A 19,377-nucleotide genomic window follows, 5' to 3' on the forward strand; every position below is an offset into this window, starting at 1 on the left:
TCACCGTAGGAATCGAAACGTGGCCCGTCAACGGCATACGGGCATCATGGAGCCGTGTCCCACGCTCATACGAACCTCCGACGCGTCCCCGTGCAGCAACGCAGCGCCGACCGCCTCGCCCGGATCCTCGACGCCGGTGCCGCGCTGCTCGACGAGGCCGGATACGAACAGCTCTCCACCCGGGCGGTGGCCGACCGGGCCGGCGTGCCGATCGGCTCCGTCTACCGCTTCTTCCCGAACAAGAGGGCGCTGGTCGACGCCCTGGCGGAGCGTAACCTCGCCGTCTACGCGGGCCGGGTCGTCGCCAGGCTGGAGGCGATCCCGGAGCGGGAGTGGCGTGCGGCCATCGACGCCGTGCTCGACGAGTACCTGGCGATGAAGCGCTCCGTCGCCGGCTTCGCGCTGGTCGACTTCGGCCCGCCCGTGCCCGTCGCCGGTCAGCTCGACGAGGAGGTGAACCGTCGCGTCGCGGGGCACCTCACGGAGCTCCTCTCCGGCCACCTCGGCAGGGCGGGCGGCGGGGCCTTCGGCGACGCCGGTCTGCTCCGCACGGTCCTCGTCTGCGTGCAGGCGGCCGACGCGCTCCTCCAGCTCGCCTTCCGCACCGACCCCGCGGGTGACCCCGACCTGATAGCGGAGACCCGGGTCCTGCTCCAGGCCTATCTCGCGCGGGTCCTCGAATGACCGCATCCCGAGCCGCGGTAGCCGCGGTACAACGGATGGCTCCAGCACCTCGCCAGCATCCGTACCGGTCGGTATGCTCGGTCCGCCGGAAGCCCGCGCCCGCCGAGCGCGCCGCGGGACGCCGGATCAGCCCGCGCGCCACCGCCGCCCCGGGGAGGGCCCATGTCCCACGAATCCCGCACCGCTCTGCGTGTCTGCCCGCTCTGCGAGGCCACCTGCGGACTCACCCTCACCATCGAGGGGGCTACGGTCACCGGCGCCCGCGGTGACCGCGAGGACGTCTTCAGCCGGGGCTTCATCTGCCCCAAGGGCGCCTCGTTCGGCGGTCTCGACGCCGACCCCGACCGGCTGCGCGCCCCGCTGGTCCGCACGGACGGAGTCCTGCGCGAGGCGACCTGGGGCGAGGCGTTCGACGCGATCGCCGCGAAGATCCCGGCTCTGGTCCGGGAACACGGCAAGCAGGCCGTCGGGGTCTTCCTCGGCAACCCCAACGTCCACACGATGGCCGGCGGGCTCTATCCGCCGCTCCTGCTGTCCGCCCTCGGCACACGCAACGTCTTCTCCGCCAGCACCCTGGACCAGATGCCCAAGCACGTCTCCAGCGGGCTGCTCTTCGGTGACGCCAACGCCATCCCCGTACCGGACCTCGACCGCACCGCCCACCTGCTGCTGATCGGTGCCAACCCACTGGAGTCCAACGGCAGTCTGTGCACCGCCCCCGACTTCCCGGGCAAGCTCAAAGCGCTCCGGCGGCGGGGAGGCACCCTCACGGTCATCGACCCGCGCCGCACCCGCACCGCGCGCCTCGCCGACCGGCACGCCGCCATCAGGCCCGGCACCGACGCCCTCCTGCTCGCGGCGCTCACCCAGGTCGTCGTCGAGGAGAAGCTCGCCGACCCGGGCGCGCTGGCCGAGCACCTCGACGGCTACGACGAACTGGCGCAAGCCATGGGGGACTTCACCCCCGAGGCGGTGGCCGAGGCCTGCGACCTGGACGCGGACACCATCCGGGCGATCGCCCGCGAACTGGCCGCCGCACCCACCGCGGCGGTCTACGGACGCATCGGAAGCTGCACCGTCGAGCACGGAACCCTGGCCAGCTGGCTCGTCGACGTACTCAACATCCTCACCGGCAACCTCGACCGCCCCGGCGGCGCGCTCTTCCCGCTCTCCGCCACCGCCCGCGCCCCTCGCCCCGCCGCGCCCGGCAGGGGCTTCGCCCTCGGTCGCTGGAGGAGCAGGGTATCGGGACATCCCGAGGCCAAGGGCGAACTGCCCGCCGCCGCTCTCGCCGAGGAGATCGAGACGCCGGGGGAGGGCAGGATCCGGGCCCTGATCGTCATCGCGGGCAACCCGGTGCTCTCCGCACCGGACGGTGACCGCCTCGACCGGGCACTCGCCGACGGCCTCGACTTCATGGTCAGCGTCGACCCGTACCTCAACGAGACCTCCCGGCACGCCGACGTCGTCCTGCCCCCGCCACCCCCCTCGCAGAGCGCCCACTTCGACTTCGCGTTCAACTCCCTCGCGGTGCGCAACCAGGTCCGCTACAGCCGCCCCGCCGTCCCGCTGGAGGACGGACGGATGGACGAGAGCGAAATCCTCGCCAGGCTGATCCTCGCCGTGGGCGGCATGCACGGCGCACCGCCGGAGGCCGTCGACGACCTGGCCCTCACCACGGCGCTCACCAGGGCGGGTGCCCCCGAGGCGCTCGCAGGCGAGCTGACCGGCCGCACCGGCGCGGAACGCCGCCTCGACCTGATGCTGCGGCTCGGGCCGTACGGGCTGACGCTGGAGCGGCTCCTCGCCCAGCCGCACGGAATCGACCTCGGCCCGCTGGAGCCGCGCCTCCCGCAGGTGCTCAGGACCCGCAGCGGCCGCATCGAGCTGTTCCCGGCGCCGATCGCCGCCGACCTGCCCCGGCTCCGCGCGTCGCTCGGCGCGCGGCCCGCCGGACTCGTCCTCGTCGGCCGCCGCCACCTGCGGTCCAACAACAGCTGGATGCACAACGTCGCCGCGCTGCGCGGCGGCTCGAACGTCTGCACCCTCCAGGTCCACCCCGACGACGCGGCCAGGATCGGCCTCGCCGAGGGCGACACCGCCCGGATCGCCGCGGCCGGCGGCGAGGTCGAGGCGCCCACCGAGATCACCGACTCGGTACGGACCGGGGTCGTGAGCCTTCCGCACGGCTGGGGCCACAGCCGCCCGGGCGTCCGCATGTCGGTCGCCGGGGCGGATCCGGGCGTCAACGTGAACCAGCTCCTGGACGGCACCCTCCTGGACCCGATGTCCGGCACCGCAGTGCTCAACGCCATCCCCGTCTCCGTCACACCAATCCGTTGACCTGGGGTTTTGCTCGTATTGCTCACACGTCAACATCTTGTTAACGCCGATCGGGGGCCCCTAACGTCATCCGCACCGCCGGCACCGGTGAGAGTTCAAAGGTGAACGTTAGGTATCCCATATGTTGACAATCCTCGGCTTCGCGATGATCGCGACCTTCCTGGTCCTGATCATGACGAAGAAGATGTCGCCGATCGCGGCGCTGGTCCTGATCCCCGCCCTGTTCTGCGTGGCCGTCGGACAGGGCGCGAAGCTCGGTGACTACGTCATCGAAGGGGTCGGCACGCTCGCGCCGACCGCGGCGATGCTGATGTTCGCCATCGTCTACTTCGGCGTGATGATCGACGTCGGCCTCTTCGACCCGATCGTCCGGGCCATCCTGCGCTTCTGCAAGGCCGACCCGATGCGGATCGTCATCGGCACGGCGCTCCTCGCCGCGATCGTCTCGCTGGACGGCGACGGTTCCACCACCTTCATGATCACGGTCTCGGCCATGTACCCGCTCTACAAGCGGCTGAAGATGAGCCTGGTCGTCATGACCTGCGTCGCCGCCACGGCGAACGGGGTCATGAACACCCTGCCCTGGGGCGGCCCCACCGCCCGGGCGGCCACCGCGCTCAAGGTGGACGCGGCCGACATCTTCGTCCCGATGATCCCCGCTCTGGCCGTGGGGCTCCTCGCCGTCATCCTCCTCGCCTGGGTCCTGGGCCGCCGCGAGCGCAAGCGGCTCGGCATGCTCACCCTCGACGAGGCGCTGGTGACCGAGCCCGAGACCGTCCTCGTCGGCGCGGGCGGCGGCGACCGGCTCACCAAGACCCCGCAGGGCACCGGCACCGGCACCGGTGGCACGGGGAGCGCGGACGTCTCCGAAGGCGACGACGACGAGCAGGAGTTCAAGGGGCTCGACCCCAACAGGTCCACGCTGCGCCCCAAGCTCTACTGGTTCAACGCCGGCCTCACCGTGGCCCTGCTGGCCGCGATGATCCTGGAACTCATGCCGATCCCCGTGCTCTTCCTGATCGGCGCGGCCCTCGCCCTCACCGTCAACTTCCCCCACATGCCCGACCAGCGGGCCAGGATCGCGGCCCACGCCGACAACGTGCTCAACGTCTCCGGCATGGTCTTCGCCGCGGCCGTCTTCACCGGCGTGCTCACCGGCACCGGTATGGTCGAACACATGGCGGACTGGCTCGTCGGGGCGATCCCCGACGGCATGGGCCCGCACATGGCCGTCGTCACCGGCGTGCTGAGCCTGCCTCTGACCTACTTCATGTCCAACGACGGCTTCTACTTCGGAGTGCTGCCCGTGCTTGCCGAGGCCGGCGCCGCCCACGGCGTCTCCCACCTGGAGATCGCCCGGGCCTCCATCGTCGGGCAGCCGCTGCACATGTCCTCCCCGCTCGTCCCCGCCGTCTACGTCCTGGTCGGCATGGCCAAGGTCGAATTCGGCGACCACACCCGGTTCACCGTCAAGTGGGCCGTGCTGACCTCGCTGGTGGTCCTCGGCGCCGCCATCCTCTTCGGACTCGTCTGATGCCTCCGCAACCAGGGCCCGGCAGGGGCTGGCTGCTGCGCCTCGTCATCGCCTTCGCCTTCGCGCAGGGTGCGGTGTCGATGGCGCGGCCCGCCGTCTCCTACCGGGCTCTCTCGCTGGGCGCCGACGAGCGCGCGATCGGCGTCATCGCGGGGGTGTACGCGCTCCTGCCGCTCTTCGCCGCCGTACCGCTGGGCCGGCGGACCGACCACGGCCGCTGCGCACCCCTGCTGCCCCTCGGGGTCGTCCTGATCGGCGGCGGCTGCGCGCTCAGCGGCACCTCGGGCTCCCTCACGGCACTGGCCGCCTGGAGCGGGGTCATGGGGCTCGGCCACCTGTGCTTCGTGATCGGCGCCCAGTCGCTCGTCGCCCGGCAGTCCGCCCCCGCCGAACAGGACCGCAATTTCGGCCACTTCACCATCGGCGCCTCCCTGGGCCAGCTCATCGGACCGATCGCCGCGGGCTACCTCATCTCCGAGCGGGACGGCGCGATGGCCCGTACGAGCGCCCTCGCGCTGCTCGTCTCGGCGGCCGTCGCCGCCGTCTCCCTCACCTCGCTGTGGCGCATCGAGCACCGCAGGACCGCCGGATCGGCACGGAAGGCCGCCCCGAAGGTGCCGGTGGGCACCATCCTGCGCACCCGCGGGGTCCCGGCCGGCATCTTCATCAGCCTCGCCGTGCTCAGCGCCACCGACATCCTCACCGCCTACCTGCCGGTGGTCGGCGAACACCGCGGGATCGCGCCCGCCACCGTCGGCCTGCTGCTCAGCCTGCGGGCCGCCGCGACCATCGCCTGCCGGCTCGTCATGACGCCCGTGCTCCGCAGGGTCGGCAGGGCCGCCCTGCTCTCCGTGACCTGCCTGCTCGGCGGCCTCCTCTGCGCGGCCGTCGCTCTTCCCGTCCCGGTGTGGGGGCTCGCCGTGATGCTCGCCGTGCTGGGCTTCTGCCTGGGCTTCGGCCAGCCGCTCTCGATGACCACCGTCGTCCAGGCCGCACCCGCGGCGGCCCGCTCCACCGCGCTCGCCCTCCGGCTCACCGGGAACCGGCTCGGTCAGGTCGCGGCGCCCGCGGCGGCCGGACTGATCGCCGGAGTCGCGGGCACCGCCGCGCCGTTCGTCATGCTGGGCGCGCTGCTCGTCGGGGCGGCGGGCCTCGGGCTGCGCGGCGGCGGGACCGCGGCTGCCGGTCCGGCCCCCGGCCCGGCCCCCGGCCCCCGGGCCGAGCGCCCCCGCGCCCGGCGGGACTCCACCTGACGCGCGACCCCGCCGAGTGCGCCCCACGGGCGCCCGCGGAGCCCGGCCCCGTCCTGCCCGGCGACTTTTACCGGCCGGCGTGCGAGTGTGGCCGTCGGCCATGCGTGACCTGTGTCTCCAGCCGTTCCCTGGCGCCGAAAAACTAACAGCGCTAGTTTGGGGCCGGACGCATCCGTCCGTACGACGCACGGCTTCGGCGGCAGGCACAGCGAGCCCGGGAGGGGCAGCCATGAAGGCGCATGACGGGATGTACATCGGCGGGGAGTGGCGGCCCGCCTCCGGCCGGGACACGATCGCGGTCGTGAATCCGGCGGACGAGCAGGTCGTCGGCCATGTCCCGGCGGGCACCGCCGAGGACGTCGACGCCGCCGTGCGGGCCGCACGCGCCGCGTTCCCCGGCTGGGCGGCGACCCCGCCCGCCGAGCGCGCAGCGAGGATCGCCGCGCTGCGTGACGTGCTCGCCGCCCGTAGGGACGAGATCGCCGAGACCGTCACCGCCGAGCTCGGCTCGCCTCCGCAGCTGTCCCGGACGGTGCACGCCGGCGTACCGGTGCTGGTCGCCGGCTCGTACGCCGAGCTGGCGGCCTCGTACTCCTTCGAGGAGAAGCTCGGCAACTCCACGGTCCTGCTGGAGCCCGTCGGCGTCGTCGGCGCGATCACACCCTGGAACTACCCGCTCCACCAGATCGTCGCCAAGGTGGCCCCGGCGCTGGCCGCGGGCTGCACCGTCGTCCTCAAGCCGGCCGAGGACACCCCGCTCACCGCCCAGCTCTTCGCCGAGGCCACCCAGGAGGCGGGCCTGCCGGCCGGCGTCTTCAACCTCGTCACCGGCATCGGAGCGGTCGCCGGACAGGCGCTCGCCGAGCACGAGGGCGTCGACCTGGTCTCGTTCACCGGGTCCACGGCCGTCGGCAGGCAGATCGGCGCGACCGCTGGAGCGGCGGTCAAGCGCGTCGCCCTGGAGCTGGGCGGCAAGTCCGCCAACGTGATCCTGCCCGGCGCCGATCTCGCCAAGGCCGTCAACGGCGGCGTCGCCAACGTGATGTCCAACTCCGGCCAGACGTGCAGCGCCTGGACCCGGATGCTGGTCGACGCCGAGCGGTACGAGGAGGCCGTGAGCCTCGCGGTGACGGCCGTCGCCAAGTACGTCCCCGGGGAACGGGTCGGCCCCCTCGTGAACGCCAAGCAGCAGGCGCGGGTGCGGGGTTACATCGAGAAGGGTGTCGAGGAGGGCGCCCGCCTCGTCGCGGGAGGCCCCGAGGCCCCCGAGGGCCGGGGCTACTACGTCAGCCCCACCGTCTTCGCGGACGTCACCCCGGACATGACCATCGCGCAGGAGGAGATCTTCGGCCCGGTCCTCTCGATCCTGAAGTACGAGGACGTGGAGGACGCCCTGCGCATCGCCAACGACACCGTGTACGGGCTGGCCGGCGCCGTCTGGGGTGCGGACGACGAGGAGGCCGTGGCCTTCGCCCGCCGCATGGACACCGGGCAGGTCGACATCAACGGCGGGCGCTTCAACCCCCTGGCACCCTTCGGCGGTTACAAGCAGTCGGGAGTGGGCCGCGAACTCGGCCCGCACGGCCTCTCCGAGTACCTCCAGACCAAGTCCCTCCAGTTCTGATCCGCCCGACGATCCACTCTGATCCGCCCGACGATCCACCGAGGAGTCTGTTCGTGGTCCGCGCCGCCGTACTGCCCGCCGTCGGAGCTCCCCTGGAGATCACCGACATCGAACTTCCCGAGCCCGGTCCCGGCCAGGTGCGCGTCAGCCTCGCCGCCGCCGGTGTCTGCCACTCCGACCTGTCCCTGTCCGACGGCACCATGCGGCTGCCCGTCCCGGCCGTCCTCGGCCACGAGGGGGCCGGCACGGTGCTCGCCGTCGGCGAGGGCGTCACCCACGTGGCCGCCGGCGACCCGGTCGTCCTCAACTGGGCGCCGTCCTGCGGAGCGTGCTTCCACTGCGGGATCGGCGAGGTCTGGCTGTGCGCCGACGCGCTGAAGGGCGCGGCGAACGTCCACGCACGTACCGCCGACGGCACCGAGCTCCACCCCGGCCTCAACGTCGCCGCCTTCGCCCAGGAGACCGTCGTCGCCGCGAACTGCGTGCTGCCCGCCCCGTCCGGCATCCCGCTCGACGACGCCGCCCTGCTCGGCTGCGCGGTCCTGACCGGGTACGGCGCGGTCCACCACTCCGCCCGGGTGCGCGAGGGCGAGAGCGTCGTCGTCCTCGGCATCGGCGGGGTCGGCCTCGCGGTCCTGCAGGCGGCCCGCATCGCCGGAGCATCGAAGATCATCGCGGTGGACGTGTCACCGGAGAAGGAGGAGCTCGCCCGCCGGGCCGGCGCCACCGACTACGTCCTCGCGTCCGACACCACACCGCGCGCCGTCCGCAAGCTCACCGGTGGCCAGGGCGCGGACGTCGCCGTGGAGTGCGTGGGCCGGCCCGCCACCATCCGCGGCGCCTGGGAATCGACCCGCCGCGGCGGCCGCACCACGGTCGTCGGCATCGGCGGCAAGGACCAGCAGGTGACCTTCAACGCCCTGGAGATCTTCCACTGGGGCCGCTCCCTCACCGGCTGCGTCTACGGCAACAGCGATCCAGCCCGCGACCTGCCGGTGATCGCCGAGCACATCCGCGCCGGACGGTTCGACCTCTCCATGCTGGTCACCGAGCGGATCGCGCTCGACGGCATCCCGGCGGCCTTCGAGAACATGATCGCGGGCAAGGGCGGACGCGCGCTGGTTGTGTTCTAGACGGTTCCAGACGGCGCCGGCCGGACGGCGGGGCCGCACGATACGCGGCCCCGCCCGCCCGCGCCGAGCATTGCGGCGGATCAGGCTCCGCGCGCCCGCCCCGTAAGGACGATGTCCCTCAGGCGGCCGCGGCGGGTTCCGCCTCCCCACGCGCCCTCCGCGCACGTGTCCGGGAGACCGCGACCCCGGCCAGGCAGAGCAGCCCGCCCGCCACGGTGAGCAGCGCGGGCACCTCGTCGAGCAGCAGCCAGGACATCAGCACCACCAGCGCCGGCACCGCGTACGTCGTCGCGCCCATCCGGCCCGCGGTGGTCCGTGCCAGCGCATAGGCCCAGGTGGTGAAGGCGAGTGCCGTGGGGAACACGCCGAGATAGACCATGTTCAGCGTGGCGGACAGAGGTGCGTCGGCCGCCTCGGAGACCAGGGCCCCGGTGAACGGCAGGCAGGCGACCGTGCCGATCAGGCAGCCGAACGTGGTGATCTGCAGCGGGGAACCGTGACGGAGCGCCGGCTTCTGGATGACCACTCCGCCCGCGTACGACAGCGCGGCCAGCAGGCACAGGAGCACCCCGAGCACCGAGGAACCCCCGTGCCCGGACATGGAGAGGCCGACGACGACGGCGCCCGCGAACGACACCGCCATGCCCGTCAGCAGCCGGCGCGGCAGCCCTTCGCCGAGCAGCCTGGCACCGAGCAGCGCCATCAGGATCGGCCCCACGTTCACGATCATGGCCGCCGTCCCGGCGTCGACCTGCTGCTCACCCCAGTTGAGCACGACCATGTACAGCCCGAACCAGAGCAGCCCGGATCCGATGACGCCCGGCCAGGCCGCCCGGGACGGCAGCCCTTCGCGGCGCACGAGCAGGATCGCGCCGAGCGTCAGCGTGCCCGCGAGGAGCCGCCCCAGCGCCAGCGCACCCGGTGAGTACGCCTCGCCGGCGCTGCGGATGGATACGAAGGCCGAGGCCCACAGGATGACCGTGGTGCAGGCGGCCGCCGGAGCACGCCAGTCGCGTCGGGATGCGGTGGGCGGGGCGGGGCTCACCGGCGGTGTCGTCGTCATGGCCCCGACGGTAAGCCCAGGACGCTTCCGGGCCCACCGAATTGTCGACGACGCCGAGTGACGTCGGCCCTGCGCCGGGCCGGGCGGGCGCAGGACCGGCTGCGCTCCCCGGCCGCAGGTGGGCCGTGGACGGCGACGGACGCGTCAGGCGCTGTTCGGAGCGGGCCGGGGGGTGCGGAGGGCCGACTGCTCGTACTGGAGGGCGAGACCGTCCAGCAGGGCGCGCAGCCCCGTCTCGAAGGCGCCCTCGTCGACCTGCTGGCGGCGGTCGGCCAGCAGGTGGGCCTGGCCGAGGTGGGGGTAGTCCGCGGGGTCGTACGCCGTCTCGTCGTCGACGAATCCGCGGGCGAAGGAGCCCAGTGCCGATCCGGTGATGAAGTAGCGCATCAGGGCGCCGATGTAGGTGGCCTGGGCGGGCGGCCAGCCGGCCCGGACCATGGCGCCGAAGACCGCGTCGGCGACCCGCAGGCCGGCCGGACGGCGGCCCGGCCCCTGGGCGAGCACCGGGACGATGTGCGGGTGCGCGGTGAGCGCCGCGCGGTAGGAGACGGCCCAGTCGTGCAGGGCGGCCGGCCAGTCGCGCGGGTCCGACTCCTCGAACATCGACAGGTCGACCTGGGCCGACACGGCGTCGGCGACCGCGTCGAGGATCTCGTCCTTGTTCCGGAAGTGGTTGTACAGCGAGGGCCCGCTGACCCCCAGGCCGGCCGCGAGACGGCGGGTCGAGACGGCGTCCAGCCCCTCGGCGTCGACGAGCGCGCTCGCCGCCGCCACGATGCGGTCTCTGCTGAGGAGGGGCTTGCGCGGTCGGGCCATGCGGCACATAGTAGGGCCTGCAAGCCTAAAACTAGCAGTGCTAATTAAAAGTGGGTGTCACAGGATGAACCTGGAGCTGAGCGAGGAGCAGGACGCCGTCCGGCAGCTCGCCGAGGACTTCGTCGCACGGGAGATCACCCCGCACGTCGTCGAATGGGACCGCGCCGAGAGTGTCGACAAGTCGATCGTGAAGAAGCTGGGCGCCCTCGGTTTCCTCGGGCTGACGATCCCGGAGGAGTACGGCGGCTCCGGAGGGGACCATCTCGCCTACTGTCTGGTGACCGAGGAACTCGGCCGCGGTGACTCCTCGGTGCGCGGCATCGTCTCGGTCTCGCTCGGCCTGGTCGCCAAGACGATCGCCTCCTGGGGCAGTGAGGAGCAGAAGCGGCAGTGGCTGCCGAAGCTCACCGCGGGCGCGGCCATCGGCTGCTTCGGCCTCACCGAGCCGGGGACCGGCTCCGACGCGGGGAACCTGAGCACCAGGGCCGTGCGCGACACAGGGGACACCTCCCGCCCGGGCGGGGCCGGGAGCGGTGGGGACTACGTCATCAACGGCTCCAAGATGTTCATCACCAACGGCACCTGGGCCGATGTGATCCTCCTGTTCGCGCGCACCGACGACACCCCGGGGCACCGGGGCGTCTCCGCCTTCCTGGTGCCGGCCGACGCACCCGGCGTGACCCGGCGCACCGTCCACGGCAAGCTCGGGCTGCGTGGCCAGGCCACGGCCGAACTCGTGCTGGAGGACGTCCGGGTCCCCGCCTCCGCCCTCCTGGGGCCCGAGGGCAAGGGCTTCACCGTCGCCATGTCCGCCCTGGCCAAGGGCCGGATGTCGGTCGCGGCGGGCTGCGTCGGCATCGCACAGGCCGCCCTGGACGCCGCCGTGCGCTACGCGGGCGAGCGCGAACAGTTCGGCAAGTCCATCGCGAGCTACCAGCTCGTCCAGGAACTCATCAGCGACATCTCCGTGGACGTCGACGCCGCCCGCATGCTGACCTGGCGCGTCGCCGACCTCGTCGACCGGGGGCAGGACTTCGCCACCGCGGCGTCCACGGCCAAGCTCTTCGCCTCCGAGGCCGCGGTCCGCGCGGCGAACAACGCCCTCCAGGTCTTCGGCGGCTACGGCTACATCGACGAGTACCCCGTCGGCAAGCTGGTCAGGGACGCCCGCGTGATGACCCTGTACGAGGGCACCAGCCAGATCCAGAAGCTGATCATCGGCCGAGCGCTGACGGGGGTCTCCGCCTTCTGAACCACTCCGGCCCCGGTGGAGCGGTACGCGGCGGGACCGGTCGTTCCGGTGCTGCTCACGAGCGGCCTCGTGATGGCGACCGTCACCCGTCCGTCACCGGGACTACTCGTCGACGCATCCGCGCTTCTCCGGCCTGCCGAGTACGGTGACGGCGCCCATGAGCAGGGAGCCGGACGGGCGCGCGCGCTCCCGTCCGCCGACCGCTCGGCCGCGTCCCACCGGTGTGACGGGCCCGCCGCCCCCGCGGCCGGCACCGCACCACGGCAGAGGGGCGCGGCGCACCGCCCAGCGGTCGCCGGCGGCCTTCGCCGCCGCGTCCGGGGCCCGGCACGGGCGCCGTGGGGCGCGACCGCCCCTCCCGGCGCCAGGGAGCGGCACCCGTGCCGATGAGTACCGGCTGAGTACGCCGACGGATACCGCCGGTTCGTCGCCGCGGCGGATGCTGTGGGACATGAGTGAGACGACATCGGTCAAGCAGCAGAGCACCGCGGCCTTCTACGGACAGGCCGTCCTCTCCTTCGGGGTGGCGATGGGCGCGGTGGCCCTCGGCATCTTCTTCCTCGACGCCGACGCCTGGGTGCGGGCCTTCCTCGCCATCGGCGTCCTCTATCTCGTCACTTCGTGCTTCACCCTGGCCAAGGTCATCAGGGACCGACAGGAGGCGGGGCAGATCGTCAGCCGGGTGGACCAGGCCAGGCTGGAGAAGATCCTTGCCGAGCACGACCCCTTCCAGAAGCTCTGACGGCCGCACCCGGGGAGCGCTCTAAGCGCTTGCTCAGGTTCGCGGTATGGTGTTCGTCCTGCCAGCGGAAAGGGACACGTGGCGATGAGCACGGCGGAGGAGAGCGACGGCGAGAACGCGCCGTGGAGCGAGGTCACGCCCGAGGCGGCCCGGCGACTGCTCGTCGCCGCCGTCGAGGCGTTCGCCGAGCGCGGCTACCACGCGACGACCACCCGTGACATCGCCGGCCGGGCGGGGATGAGCCCCGCCGCGCTCTACATCCATTACAAGACGAAGGAAGAGCTGCTCCACCGGATCAGCAGGATCGGTCACGACCGGGCGCTGCGCCTCCTGGAGACGGCGGCCGACAACGGGGGCACCGCGTCCGACCGGCTCGCCGACGCCGTCCGGTCCTTCGTCCGCTGGCACGCCGAGCGCCACACCACGGCGCGCGTGGTGCAGTACGAACTGGAAGCCCTCGGCGAAGAGCACCGTGCCGAGATCGTGGCCCTGCGCAGGAAGAGCGACGCCGCGGTGCGCCGGATCATCAGCGATGGCGTCCGGGCCGGCGAGTTCGACGTCCCGGACGTCCCGGGCACCACGCTCGCCGTGCTGTCCCTCTGCATCGACGTCGCGCGCTGGTTCAACGCGCAGGGCAGCCGGACGCCCGAGGAGGTCGGCACCCTCTACGCGGACCTCGTCCTGCGCATGGTGGGCGCCCAGAAGTGACGCCGGGCGCCCCCGCGGGCCCGGCGCACTCCGCACCGGTCGGAGTCGGCGGCGCGCCTCAGAAGTAGTAGCGCGACACCGACTCCGCGACGCAGGCGGGCTTGTCGCCGCCCTCGCGCTCGATGGTGACGAGCGCGGTCACCTGTACGCCGCCGCCCGCCTCCTCGACGTTCTTCAGCACGGCCGTGGCGCGCAGCCGCGAGCCGACCGGGACGGTCGAGGGGAAGCGGACCTTGTTGGTGCCGTAGTTGATCCCCATCTTGGCGCCCTCGACCCGCAGGATCTGCGGTACGAGCACCGGCAGGAGCGACAGGGTGAGATAGCCGTGGGCGATCGTCGTCCCGAAGGGGCCGCCCGCGGCGCGCTCGGGGTCCACGTGGATCCACTGGTGGTCGCCCGTGGCCTCGGCGAACTGGTCGATCCGCTTCTGCTCGATCTCCAGCCAGTCGCTGTGACCGAGCTCCTCGCCCACCCCGTCCCGCAGCTCCTGAGCGGACGTGAAGATCTTCGGCTCTGCCATGTTCCTGGTCCCTGCCTTCCGGCTGTCGGTCGCCCTTCCCGGACGATGTCTAAGCGCTTGCTCAGCATGGTTGGGCGACGCGTCCGTGTCAACGACGGACCCCGGCCGGGTTGTCGAAGGTGCGGCGGAGGCCGGATACGGCCACTAGGGTTCGGCGGGTGCCACAGATCCCACACACGTACCGAGAACTCACGGTCGGCCAGCTGTCCGCCCGTAGCGGGGCCGCGGTGTCCGCCCTGCACTTCTACGAGTCCAAGGGCCTGATCAGCAGCAGCCGCACCAGCGGCAACCAGCGCCGCTACACGAGGGACGCGCTGCGCCGGGTGGCGTTCGTCCGCGCCGCGCAGCGCGTCGGCATCCCGCTCGCCACGATCCGGGGCGCGCTTGCGGAGCTGCCGGAGGAGCGCACGCCGAACCACGAGGACTGGGCCAGGCTCTCCCGGGCGTGGCGCTCGGAGCTGGACGAGCGCATCAAGCAGTTGGGGCGCCTGCGCGACCACCTCACCGACTGCATCGGATGTGGGTGCCTGTCGCTGGAGACCTGCGTGCTGTCCAACCCCGACGACGTCTTCGGTGGCCGGCTGACCGGGTCACGCCTGATGCCCGAGCAGGGCGCGGCCGGCCCCTCCTGAGTACGCGCGGGCCACGGCCGGCCGTCGTGGCGTCCCGCTGCCCTAGGCCGCCGACGCCGTCAGTTTGAGTGCCCGTGCCCCCCTGGCCCTGGTCAGTGCGCCCGTGGTCAGGACCGGGCAGGGGACCACGATGCCGCAGTCCGTGCAGACGGGGCCGGCCCATGGTTCGCGGTCCAGGTCCTGCCGCCAGACGATTCCGGTTCCCGCGCAGACCGGGCACCCCGCCCGGGGCTTCGCCCCCAGGGCCGCGATGAGCCGTCCCAGGACCTCGGCCAGAGGCGCGGTGGGATGGACCCCCGGATCGTCGCAGTGCGCGATCCCGTAGCCGCCCCAGGTCCTGCGGTGCCAGTCGTCGAACGCGCCGGGCCTGCGCAACCCGTCGTGCTTCTCGCGGCGCCGCCGTTCGGCGAAGCCTGTCTCGTACGCGAGCCAGACGGCCCGCGCCTCCTCCAGTTCCTCCAGTGCGCGGATCAGGCGCACCGGGTCGGGGGCCCTGTCCTCGGGCTCCATCCCGTGCCGGGCGCACAGGTGATCCCAGGTCGCCCGGTGTCCGTAAGGGGCGAATCGCTCCAGGCATTTGCGCAGCGAGTACCGCCGCAAAGCCAGATCGCCCCGCGGATCGCGGACCTGTCTCGCAAGACTCCGGAAACCGGCCATGGCACTGCCACCTCCGTCGCTCGTTCTTCGGCGTCAAGGGATGGACGTACGACTGCCCGGTCTGGCTCCATTCAAGGGTGAAATGCGTCCACAGGCTGAGACGGTCCACGTGGGACCGTGTGCGGGCGTGTGGTGATTCGGAAAAAGTGACTGATGTTCATCTTACCGGCGGGGCCTACCGCCAGTAACCTCCGGCGCATCGGCCACCCGGAGGAGCACGCATGCCCCCACGCACCCGCACGCTCAGAGCCGCCACAGTCGCGGCCGTCCTCGCCCTCGGTACGTCCCTGCTCGCCTCGGCGCCCAGCGCCGGCGCGGCGGAGCCGAAGCCCCTCGCCGTCACCGACCACTGCCGAAGTCAGTGCGCGGACATCCTGCCGCCAGGTGAGAACGGCAACGCCACGCTCGTCGAGATCCTCGGCAACAAGGCGTTCGGCACGCACCCCGCGCACAGCGACGACCAGCTCGACCGCTACAACGGCCTGGTCGCGGGTCACACGAGCCTCACGGACCAGAAGCTGACCGACTTCTTCAACGACGCCTCCTTCGGGGTCGCCGCCGACCAGGTCGAGTCCGTGACGAAGCCGCGCGACGACGTCACGATCACCCGCGACAAGAAGAGCGGCGTCCCCCACATCAAGGGCACCACCCGCTACGGCACCGAGTTCGGCGCGGGGTTCGCCGCCGGGCAGGACCGGCTGTGGCTCATGGACCTCTTCCGGCACATCGGGCGCGGCCAGCTGACCTCCTTCGCCGGGGGAGCCCTGGCCAACCAGGGGCTGGAGCAGCAGTTCTGGCCGCAGGCGCCCTACACGGAGGCGGACCTGGAAGCCCAGGTCGAATTCATCCGGACGTCCGAGGGCCCGCGCGGTGAGCAGGCGATGGCCGATGCGCAGGCCTACGTCGACGGCATCAACTCCTACCGGGAGAAGTCCAAGAACGGCCGCTACTTCCCGGGGGAGTACGTCCTCACCGGGAAGATCGACTCCATCACCAACGTGGGTGAGATCCAGCCGTTCGAGCTGACCGACCTGATCTCGATCGCCTCCGTCGTCGGCGGACAGTTCGGCGGGGGAGGCGGCGGCGAGGTGCAGGCCGCGCTCTCCCTGCTCGCCGCCCAGCAGAAATACGGTGTCGAGGAGGGCACCCGCGTCTGGGAGTCCTTCCGCCAGCGCAACGACCCCGAGGCCGTCCTCACCGTCCACGACGGCACCTCGTTCCCCTACGCGGGCAAGCCCGACCAGGCCCGCGGCACCGCCCTCCCCGACGCGGACTCGGTCACTCCCGAACCGCTGATATACGACCGCACCGGCTCGGCGGGCACCGACGCGAAGGCCCCCGTGAAGGCGCCGGCCGCGCTCGAGCCGCTGCAGGGCATGTACGACGACGGAGTCATCCCGGAGGGAGCCCTGCCCGGATCCGGCGACGGTGCCCAGAAGCGGGGCATGTCCAACGCGCTCCTGGTGTCGGGCAAGCACACCGCGAGCGGTAACCCCATCGCCGTCATGGGTCCCCAGACCGGCTACTTCGCCCCGCAGCTGATGATGCTCCAGGAGCTCCAGGGGCCCGGCATCAGCGCCCGTGGCGTCTCCTTCGCGGGCGTCGGCATGTACATCCAGATGGGCCGCGGCCAGGACTACGCCTGGAGCGCCACCTCGGCGGGCCAGGACATCACCGACACGTACGCCGTCGAGCTCTGTGAAGCCGACGGTTCCGCACCCTCCAAGAGCTCCACGCACTACCGCGACGACGGTGTCTGCACGCCCATGGAGAAGATGGAACGCACCAACTCCTGGAAGCCCACCGTCGCCGACTCCACCGCCAAGGGCTCCTACCGGATGCAGGTGTGGCGCACGGACTACGGCATCGTCACCCACCGCGCCACGGTGGGCGGCAAGCCCGTCGCGTACACCTCGCTGCGTACCACCTACCGCCACGAGGCCGACTCGATCATCGGCTTCCAGATGCTCAACGACCCGGCCCTCGTCACGGACGCGGCCTCCTTCCAGCGGGCGGCCGGCCACATCGACTACGCCTTCAACTGGTTCTACGCCGACTCGCGCACCGCGGCCTTCTACAACAGCGGCATGAATCCGGTGCGCGCCGCCGGAGTCGACCCGGCGCTGCCGGTCAAGGCCGAGAAGGCGTACGAGTGGAAGGGCTACGACCCCGCCGCCAACACCGCCACGTACACACCCTTCGCCGAGCACCCGCACTCCAGCGGCCAGGACTACTACATCTCCTGGAACAACCGTCAGGCCAAGGACTACGCCACCGCCGCGTTCGGCTTCGGCGCGGTACACCGGGGTGACCTGCTCGACGACCGGGTGTCCGCACTCGTCGAGGAGGGCGGCGTGACCCGCGCCTCCCTCACCCGCGCCATGGCGGAGGCGGCTCTCACCGACCTCCGGGGCGAGCAGTTGCTGCCCGAACTCCTGAAGGTGCTGCGGTCCCAGCCGGTCACCGACCCGGCGCTCGACACCGTGGTGCAGCAGCTGGACTCGTGGCGGGCGGCGGGTGCGCAGCGCAAGGAGACCAGCTCCGGATCGCACACGTACACGCACGCGGACGCGGTACGGATCATGGACGCCTGGTGGCCGAAGCTTGTCGAGGCCGAGTTCCGTCCCGGCCTGGGCGACGGCCTCTACGCGGCACTGACCGCGAACCTGGCCACGGACGAGTCCCCGGCAGCCAGTCACGGGCCGAGCGGGGCGCACAGCGGCTCCGCGTTCCAGTACGGCTGGTGGGGCTTCGCGGACAAGGACCTGCGCCAGGTCCTCGGACAGCCCGTCAAGGGGCCGCTGGCGAATACGTACTGCGGCAACGGCGACCTGAGCGCCTGCCGTTCCGCGCTGCTCGGCACGCTGAAGGAGGCGGCCGCCGCGCCCGCGACCACGGTCTACCCGGGTGACGACAGCTGCAAGGCCGGTGAGCAGTGGTGCACCGACGCGATCGTGCACCGTCCGCTGGGCGGGATCTCGCAGAAGGCGATCCACTGGCAGAACCGGCCGACCTACCAGCAGGTCGTGGAGTTCCCCTCGCACCGCTGAGTCCTGACCGCGAGGTGTTCTCGACCGCCGGACGGGCCGGGCTCCCCGGCCCGTCCGGCGCTCCGTACGCCATGCTCCTCAGCGATACAGCAGGTGGTTCCTCCGCACCTTCCGGAACGCCGCGAGGTCGGCCGCCCAGGCTCCCGCCACCTCGTCCGTGTCCGCCCCCGCGTCGATCATCGTGCGGACCCGGGTGTTGCCCGTGAGCTTGTCGATCCAGTTGTCCGAACGCCAGGCGAACCCGCTCCACGTCCGCTTTGCCGTGATCAGCAGCGCGATTCCGGTGCGTACGGGGTCGAAGGCCTCCCGGTCCTGGACGTGCACCTGCACCCCGCCCACCGTCTTCCCCTGGAACTTGGAGAAGGTCGGGGCGAAGTACGCCTCACGGAAGGCGACCCCGGGCAGCTCCAGGCCGTTGGCGGCCTCCGCCCAGCGGTGGTCGACGCCCTCCGCGCCGAGCAGTTCGAACGGTCGTGTCGTGCCCCGGCCCTCGGAGAGGTTCGTCCCCTCGAACAGGCACGTCCCGGAGTAGACCAGCGCCGTCTCCGGGGTCGGCATGTTGGGGCTCGGCGGCACCCACGGCAGGCCCGTCGCGTCGAAGAAGTCCCCGCGCCGCCACCCGGACATCTTCACGACGTCCAGCTCCACGGGCCCGTCCGCCAGGAACTCCTCGTTGAACAGCAGCGCCAGCTCCGCCACCGTCATGCCGTGCGCCTGCGAGATCTCCCTGCGCCCCACGAACGTCGCGAACGCCGGATCGAGCACCGGACCCAGCGCCGCCCGCCCGGTCACCGGGTTCGGCCGGTCCAGGACGACGAGCCGCTTGCCCGCGAGCGCCGCCGCCTCCATGCAGTCGTACAGGGTCCAGATGTACGTGTAGAACCGGGAGCCGGCGTCCTGGATGTCGAAGACCACCGTGTCGACGCCCGAGGCGGTGAAGACGTCGGCCAGCGGCTGCCCGCTCTTCAGATAGGTGTCGTAGACCGGCAGCCCGGTCGCCGGGTCGTCGTAGCGCCCCTCCGAGCCGCCCGCCTGCGCGGTCCCCCGGAAGCCGTGCTCGGGGCCGAAGACGGCCGTCAGGTTCACGCGCTCGTCGGGGTGCATCACGTCGACGATGTGCCGTACGTCGCCGGTGATCCCGGTCGGGTTGGTGACGACACCCACCTTCTGCCCGGCCAGCAGCCGGTACCCGTCGGCGGCCAGCCGGTCGAAGCCGGTACGGACCCGGGGTCGGCCGGTGCCCTGTCCCTGCCCGGCGGCCACGGCCGTTCCCGGACCGGCGGCGGTCGTCGCGAGGGCTCCCATCGCACCCCCGACAGCCAGCAATCCACGCCTGGAAAGGGTCATTCGGCTACCTCCATGATCG

Annotated in this window: 16 protein-coding genes; 11 read left to right on the forward strand and 5 right to left on the reverse strand. The window is 72.1% G+C overall.

The annotated features are described in order from the left end of the window. Positions 1 to 54: 54 nt before the first annotated feature. The 6 genes from JOC24_RS27490 to JOC24_RS27515 all read left to right on the forward strand — a co-directional run bounded on the left by JOC24_RS27490 (position 55) and on the right by JOC24_RS27515 (position 8,571). Positions 55 to 684: a TetR/AcrR family transcriptional regulator gene (locus JOC24_RS27490; protein WP_205023096.1), complete on the forward strand. Its 630-nt coding sequence runs from the start codon at positions 55 to 57 to the stop codon at positions 682 to 684. 162 nt (positions 685 to 846) lie between these two features. Then, positions 847 to 3,027 (forward strand): molybdopterin-dependent oxidoreductase, encoded by a 2,181-nt coding sequence (locus JOC24_RS27495; protein WP_205023097.1) that lies wholly within the window; start codon positions 847 to 849, stop codon positions 3,025 to 3,027. A 121-nt stretch (positions 3,028 to 3,148) separates the two neighbouring features. Beyond that, complete coding sequence (locus tag JOC24_RS27500) at positions 3,149 to 4,561, forward strand: CitMHS family transporter (RefSeq protein WP_205023098.1); 1,413 nt, start codon at positions 3,149 to 3,151, stop codon at positions 4,559 to 4,561. Further along, positions 4,561 to 5,814, forward strand: coding sequence for an MFS transporter (locus tag JOC24_RS27505; RefSeq protein ID WP_205023099.1), 1,254 nt, complete (start codon positions 4,561 to 4,563; stop codon positions 5,812 to 5,814). Before JOC24_RS27500 ends, JOC24_RS27505 begins: the two co-directional genes overlap by 1 nt. A 229-nt stretch (positions 5,815 to 6,043) precedes the next feature. Further along, entirely contained in the window at positions 6,044 to 7,438 is a 1,395-nt protein-coding gene (locus JOC24_RS27510; protein ID WP_205023100.1) for an aldehyde dehydrogenase family protein, read from the forward strand. A 53-nt stretch (positions 7,439 to 7,491) separates the two neighbouring features. Beyond that, positions 7,492 to 8,571, forward strand: coding sequence for a Zn-dependent alcohol dehydrogenase (locus JOC24_RS27515; protein WP_205023101.1), 1,080 nt, complete (start codon positions 7,492 to 7,494; stop codon positions 8,569 to 8,571). 118 nt (positions 8,572 to 8,689) lie between these two features. Here the strand turns inward: JOC24_RS27515 and JOC24_RS27520 are convergent, their stop codons facing one another. Further along, the gene (locus tag JOC24_RS27520) at positions 8,690 to 9,634 is read right to left on the reverse strand and encodes a DMT family transporter (RefSeq protein WP_205023102.1); all 945 of its coding nucleotides are present in this window, start codon (positions 9,632 to 9,634) and stop codon (positions 8,690 to 8,692) included. 144 nt (positions 9,635 to 9,778) lie between these two features. Next, positions 9,779 to 10,450 (reverse strand): TetR/AcrR family transcriptional regulator, encoded by a 672-nt coding sequence (locus tag JOC24_RS27525; protein ID WP_205023103.1) that lies wholly within the window; start codon positions 10,448 to 10,450, stop codon positions 9,779 to 9,781. A gap of 64 nt (positions 10,451 to 10,514) precedes the next feature. On the opposite strand from JOC24_RS27525, the gene JOC24_RS27530 reads away from it, so the two are divergent. The 3 genes from JOC24_RS27530 (at position 10,515) to JOC24_RS27540 (ending at position 13,152) form a co-directional block, all read left to right on the forward strand. Continuing rightward, the gene (locus JOC24_RS27530) at positions 10,515 to 11,702 is read left to right on the forward strand and encodes an acyl-CoA dehydrogenase family protein (protein WP_205023104.1); all 1,188 of its coding nucleotides are present in this window, start codon (positions 10,515 to 10,517) and stop codon (positions 11,700 to 11,702) included. Positions 11,703 to 12,153: 451 nt separating this feature from the next. Continuing rightward, the gene (locus tag JOC24_RS27535; protein WP_031099588.1) at positions 12,154 to 12,444 is read left to right on the forward strand and encodes a YiaA/YiaB family inner membrane protein; all 291 of its coding nucleotides are present in this window, start codon (positions 12,154 to 12,156) and stop codon (positions 12,442 to 12,444) included. Between the two features lie 84 nt (positions 12,445 to 12,528). Then, positions 12,529 to 13,152 carry a TetR/AcrR family transcriptional regulator gene (locus tag JOC24_RS27540; RefSeq protein ID WP_205023105.1) on the forward strand — a complete coding sequence of 208 codons (624 nt, stop codon included), beginning with the start codon at positions 12,529 to 12,531 and terminating at the stop codon, positions 13,150 to 13,152. A 58-nt stretch (positions 13,153 to 13,210) separates the two neighbouring features. Here JOC24_RS27540 and JOC24_RS27545 read toward each other — a convergent pair whose 3' ends face one another. Next, positions 13,211 to 13,672 (reverse strand): MaoC family dehydratase, encoded by a 462-nt coding sequence (locus JOC24_RS27545; protein WP_205023106.1) that lies wholly within the window; start codon positions 13,670 to 13,672, stop codon positions 13,211 to 13,213. A 158-nt stretch (positions 13,673 to 13,830) separates the two neighbouring features. Here JOC24_RS27545 and soxR point away from each other — a divergent pair, with 158 nt between their 5' ends. Beyond that, a complete protein-coding gene (soxR, locus tag JOC24_RS27550) occupies positions 13,831 to 14,304 on the forward strand; it encodes a redox-sensitive transcriptional activator SoxR (RefSeq protein ID WP_205023107.1) in 474 nt (157 codons plus the stop codon). A gap of 42 nt (positions 14,305 to 14,346) precedes the next feature. On the opposite strand, the gene JOC24_RS27555 is transcribed toward soxR, so the two are convergent. Then, a complete protein-coding gene (locus tag JOC24_RS27555) occupies positions 14,347 to 14,961 on the reverse strand; it encodes a hypothetical protein (protein WP_205023108.1) in 615 nt (204 codons plus the stop codon). Between the two features lie 221 nt (positions 14,962 to 15,182). Here JOC24_RS27555 and JOC24_RS27560 point away from each other — a divergent pair, with 221 nt between their 5' ends. Further along, positions 15,183 to 18,011, forward strand: a complete 2,829-nt coding sequence (locus tag JOC24_RS27560) for a penicillin acylase family protein (RefSeq protein ID WP_205023109.1) — start codon at positions 15,183 to 15,185, stop codon at positions 18,009 to 18,011. A gap of 78 nt (positions 18,012 to 18,089) precedes the next feature. Here JOC24_RS27560 and JOC24_RS27565 read toward each other — a convergent pair whose 3' ends face one another. Continuing rightward, positions 18,090 to 19,358, reverse strand: a complete 1,269-nt coding sequence (locus JOC24_RS27565) for an exo-beta-N-acetylmuramidase NamZ family protein (RefSeq protein WP_205023110.1) — start codon at positions 19,356 to 19,358, stop codon at positions 18,090 to 18,092. Positions 19,359 to 19,377: the final 19 nt, after the last annotated feature.

The sequence above is a fragment of the Streptomyces sp. HB132 genome, from assembly GCF_016909575.1.
Classification (GTDB): domain Bacteria; phylum Actinomycetota; class Actinomycetes; order Streptomycetales; family Streptomycetaceae; genus Streptomyces.

Excerpts from the sequence above, each read along its gene's own strand:
- JOC24_RS27495 (WP_205023097.1), top strand. The coding sequence starts at position 847 with ATGTCCCACGAATCCCGCACCGCTCTGCGTGTCTGCCCGCTCTGCGAG.
- JOC24_RS27500 (WP_205023098.1), top strand. The coding sequence starts at position 3,149 with ATGTTGACAATCCTCGGCTTCGCGATGATCGCGACCTTCCTGGTCCTG.
- JOC24_RS27505 (WP_205023099.1), top strand. The coding sequence starts at position 4,561 with ATGCCTCCGCAACCAGGGCCCGGCAGGGGCTGGCTGCTGCGCCTCGTC.
- JOC24_RS27510 (WP_205023100.1), top strand. The coding sequence starts at position 6,044 with ATGAAGGCGCATGACGGGATGTACATCGGCGGGGAGTGGCGGCCCGCC.
- JOC24_RS27520 (WP_205023102.1), bottom strand. The coding sequence starts at position 9,634 with ATGACGACGACACCGCCGGTGAGCCCCGCCCCGCCCACCGCATCCCGA.
- JOC24_RS27525 (WP_205023103.1), bottom strand. The coding sequence starts at position 10,450 with ATGGCCCGACCGCGCAAGCCCCTCCTCAGCAGAGACCGCATCGTGGCG.
- JOC24_RS27530 (WP_205023104.1), top strand. The coding sequence starts at position 10,515 with ATGAACCTGGAGCTGAGCGAGGAGCAGGACGCCGTCCGGCAGCTCGCC.
- JOC24_RS27535 (WP_031099588.1), top strand. The coding sequence starts at position 12,154 with ATGAGTGAGACGACATCGGTCAAGCAGCAGAGCACCGCGGCCTTCTAC.
- JOC24_RS27540 (WP_205023105.1), top strand. The coding sequence starts at position 12,529 with ATGAGCACGGCGGAGGAGAGCGACGGCGAGAACGCGCCGTGGAGCGAG.
- JOC24_RS27545 (WP_205023106.1), bottom strand. The coding sequence starts at position 13,672 with ATGGCAGAGCCGAAGATCTTCACGTCCGCTCAGGAGCTGCGGGACGGG.
- JOC24_RS27555 (WP_205023108.1), bottom strand. The coding sequence starts at position 14,961 with ATGGCCGGTTTCCGGAGTCTTGCGAGACAGGTCCGCGATCCGCGGGGC.
- JOC24_RS27560 (WP_205023109.1), top strand. The coding sequence starts at position 15,183 with ATGCCCCCACGCACCCGCACGCTCAGAGCCGCCACAGTCGCGGCCGTC.
- JOC24_RS27565 (WP_205023110.1), bottom strand. The coding sequence starts at position 19,358 with ATGACCCTTTCCAGGCGTGGATTGCTGGCTGTCGGGGGTGCGATGGGA.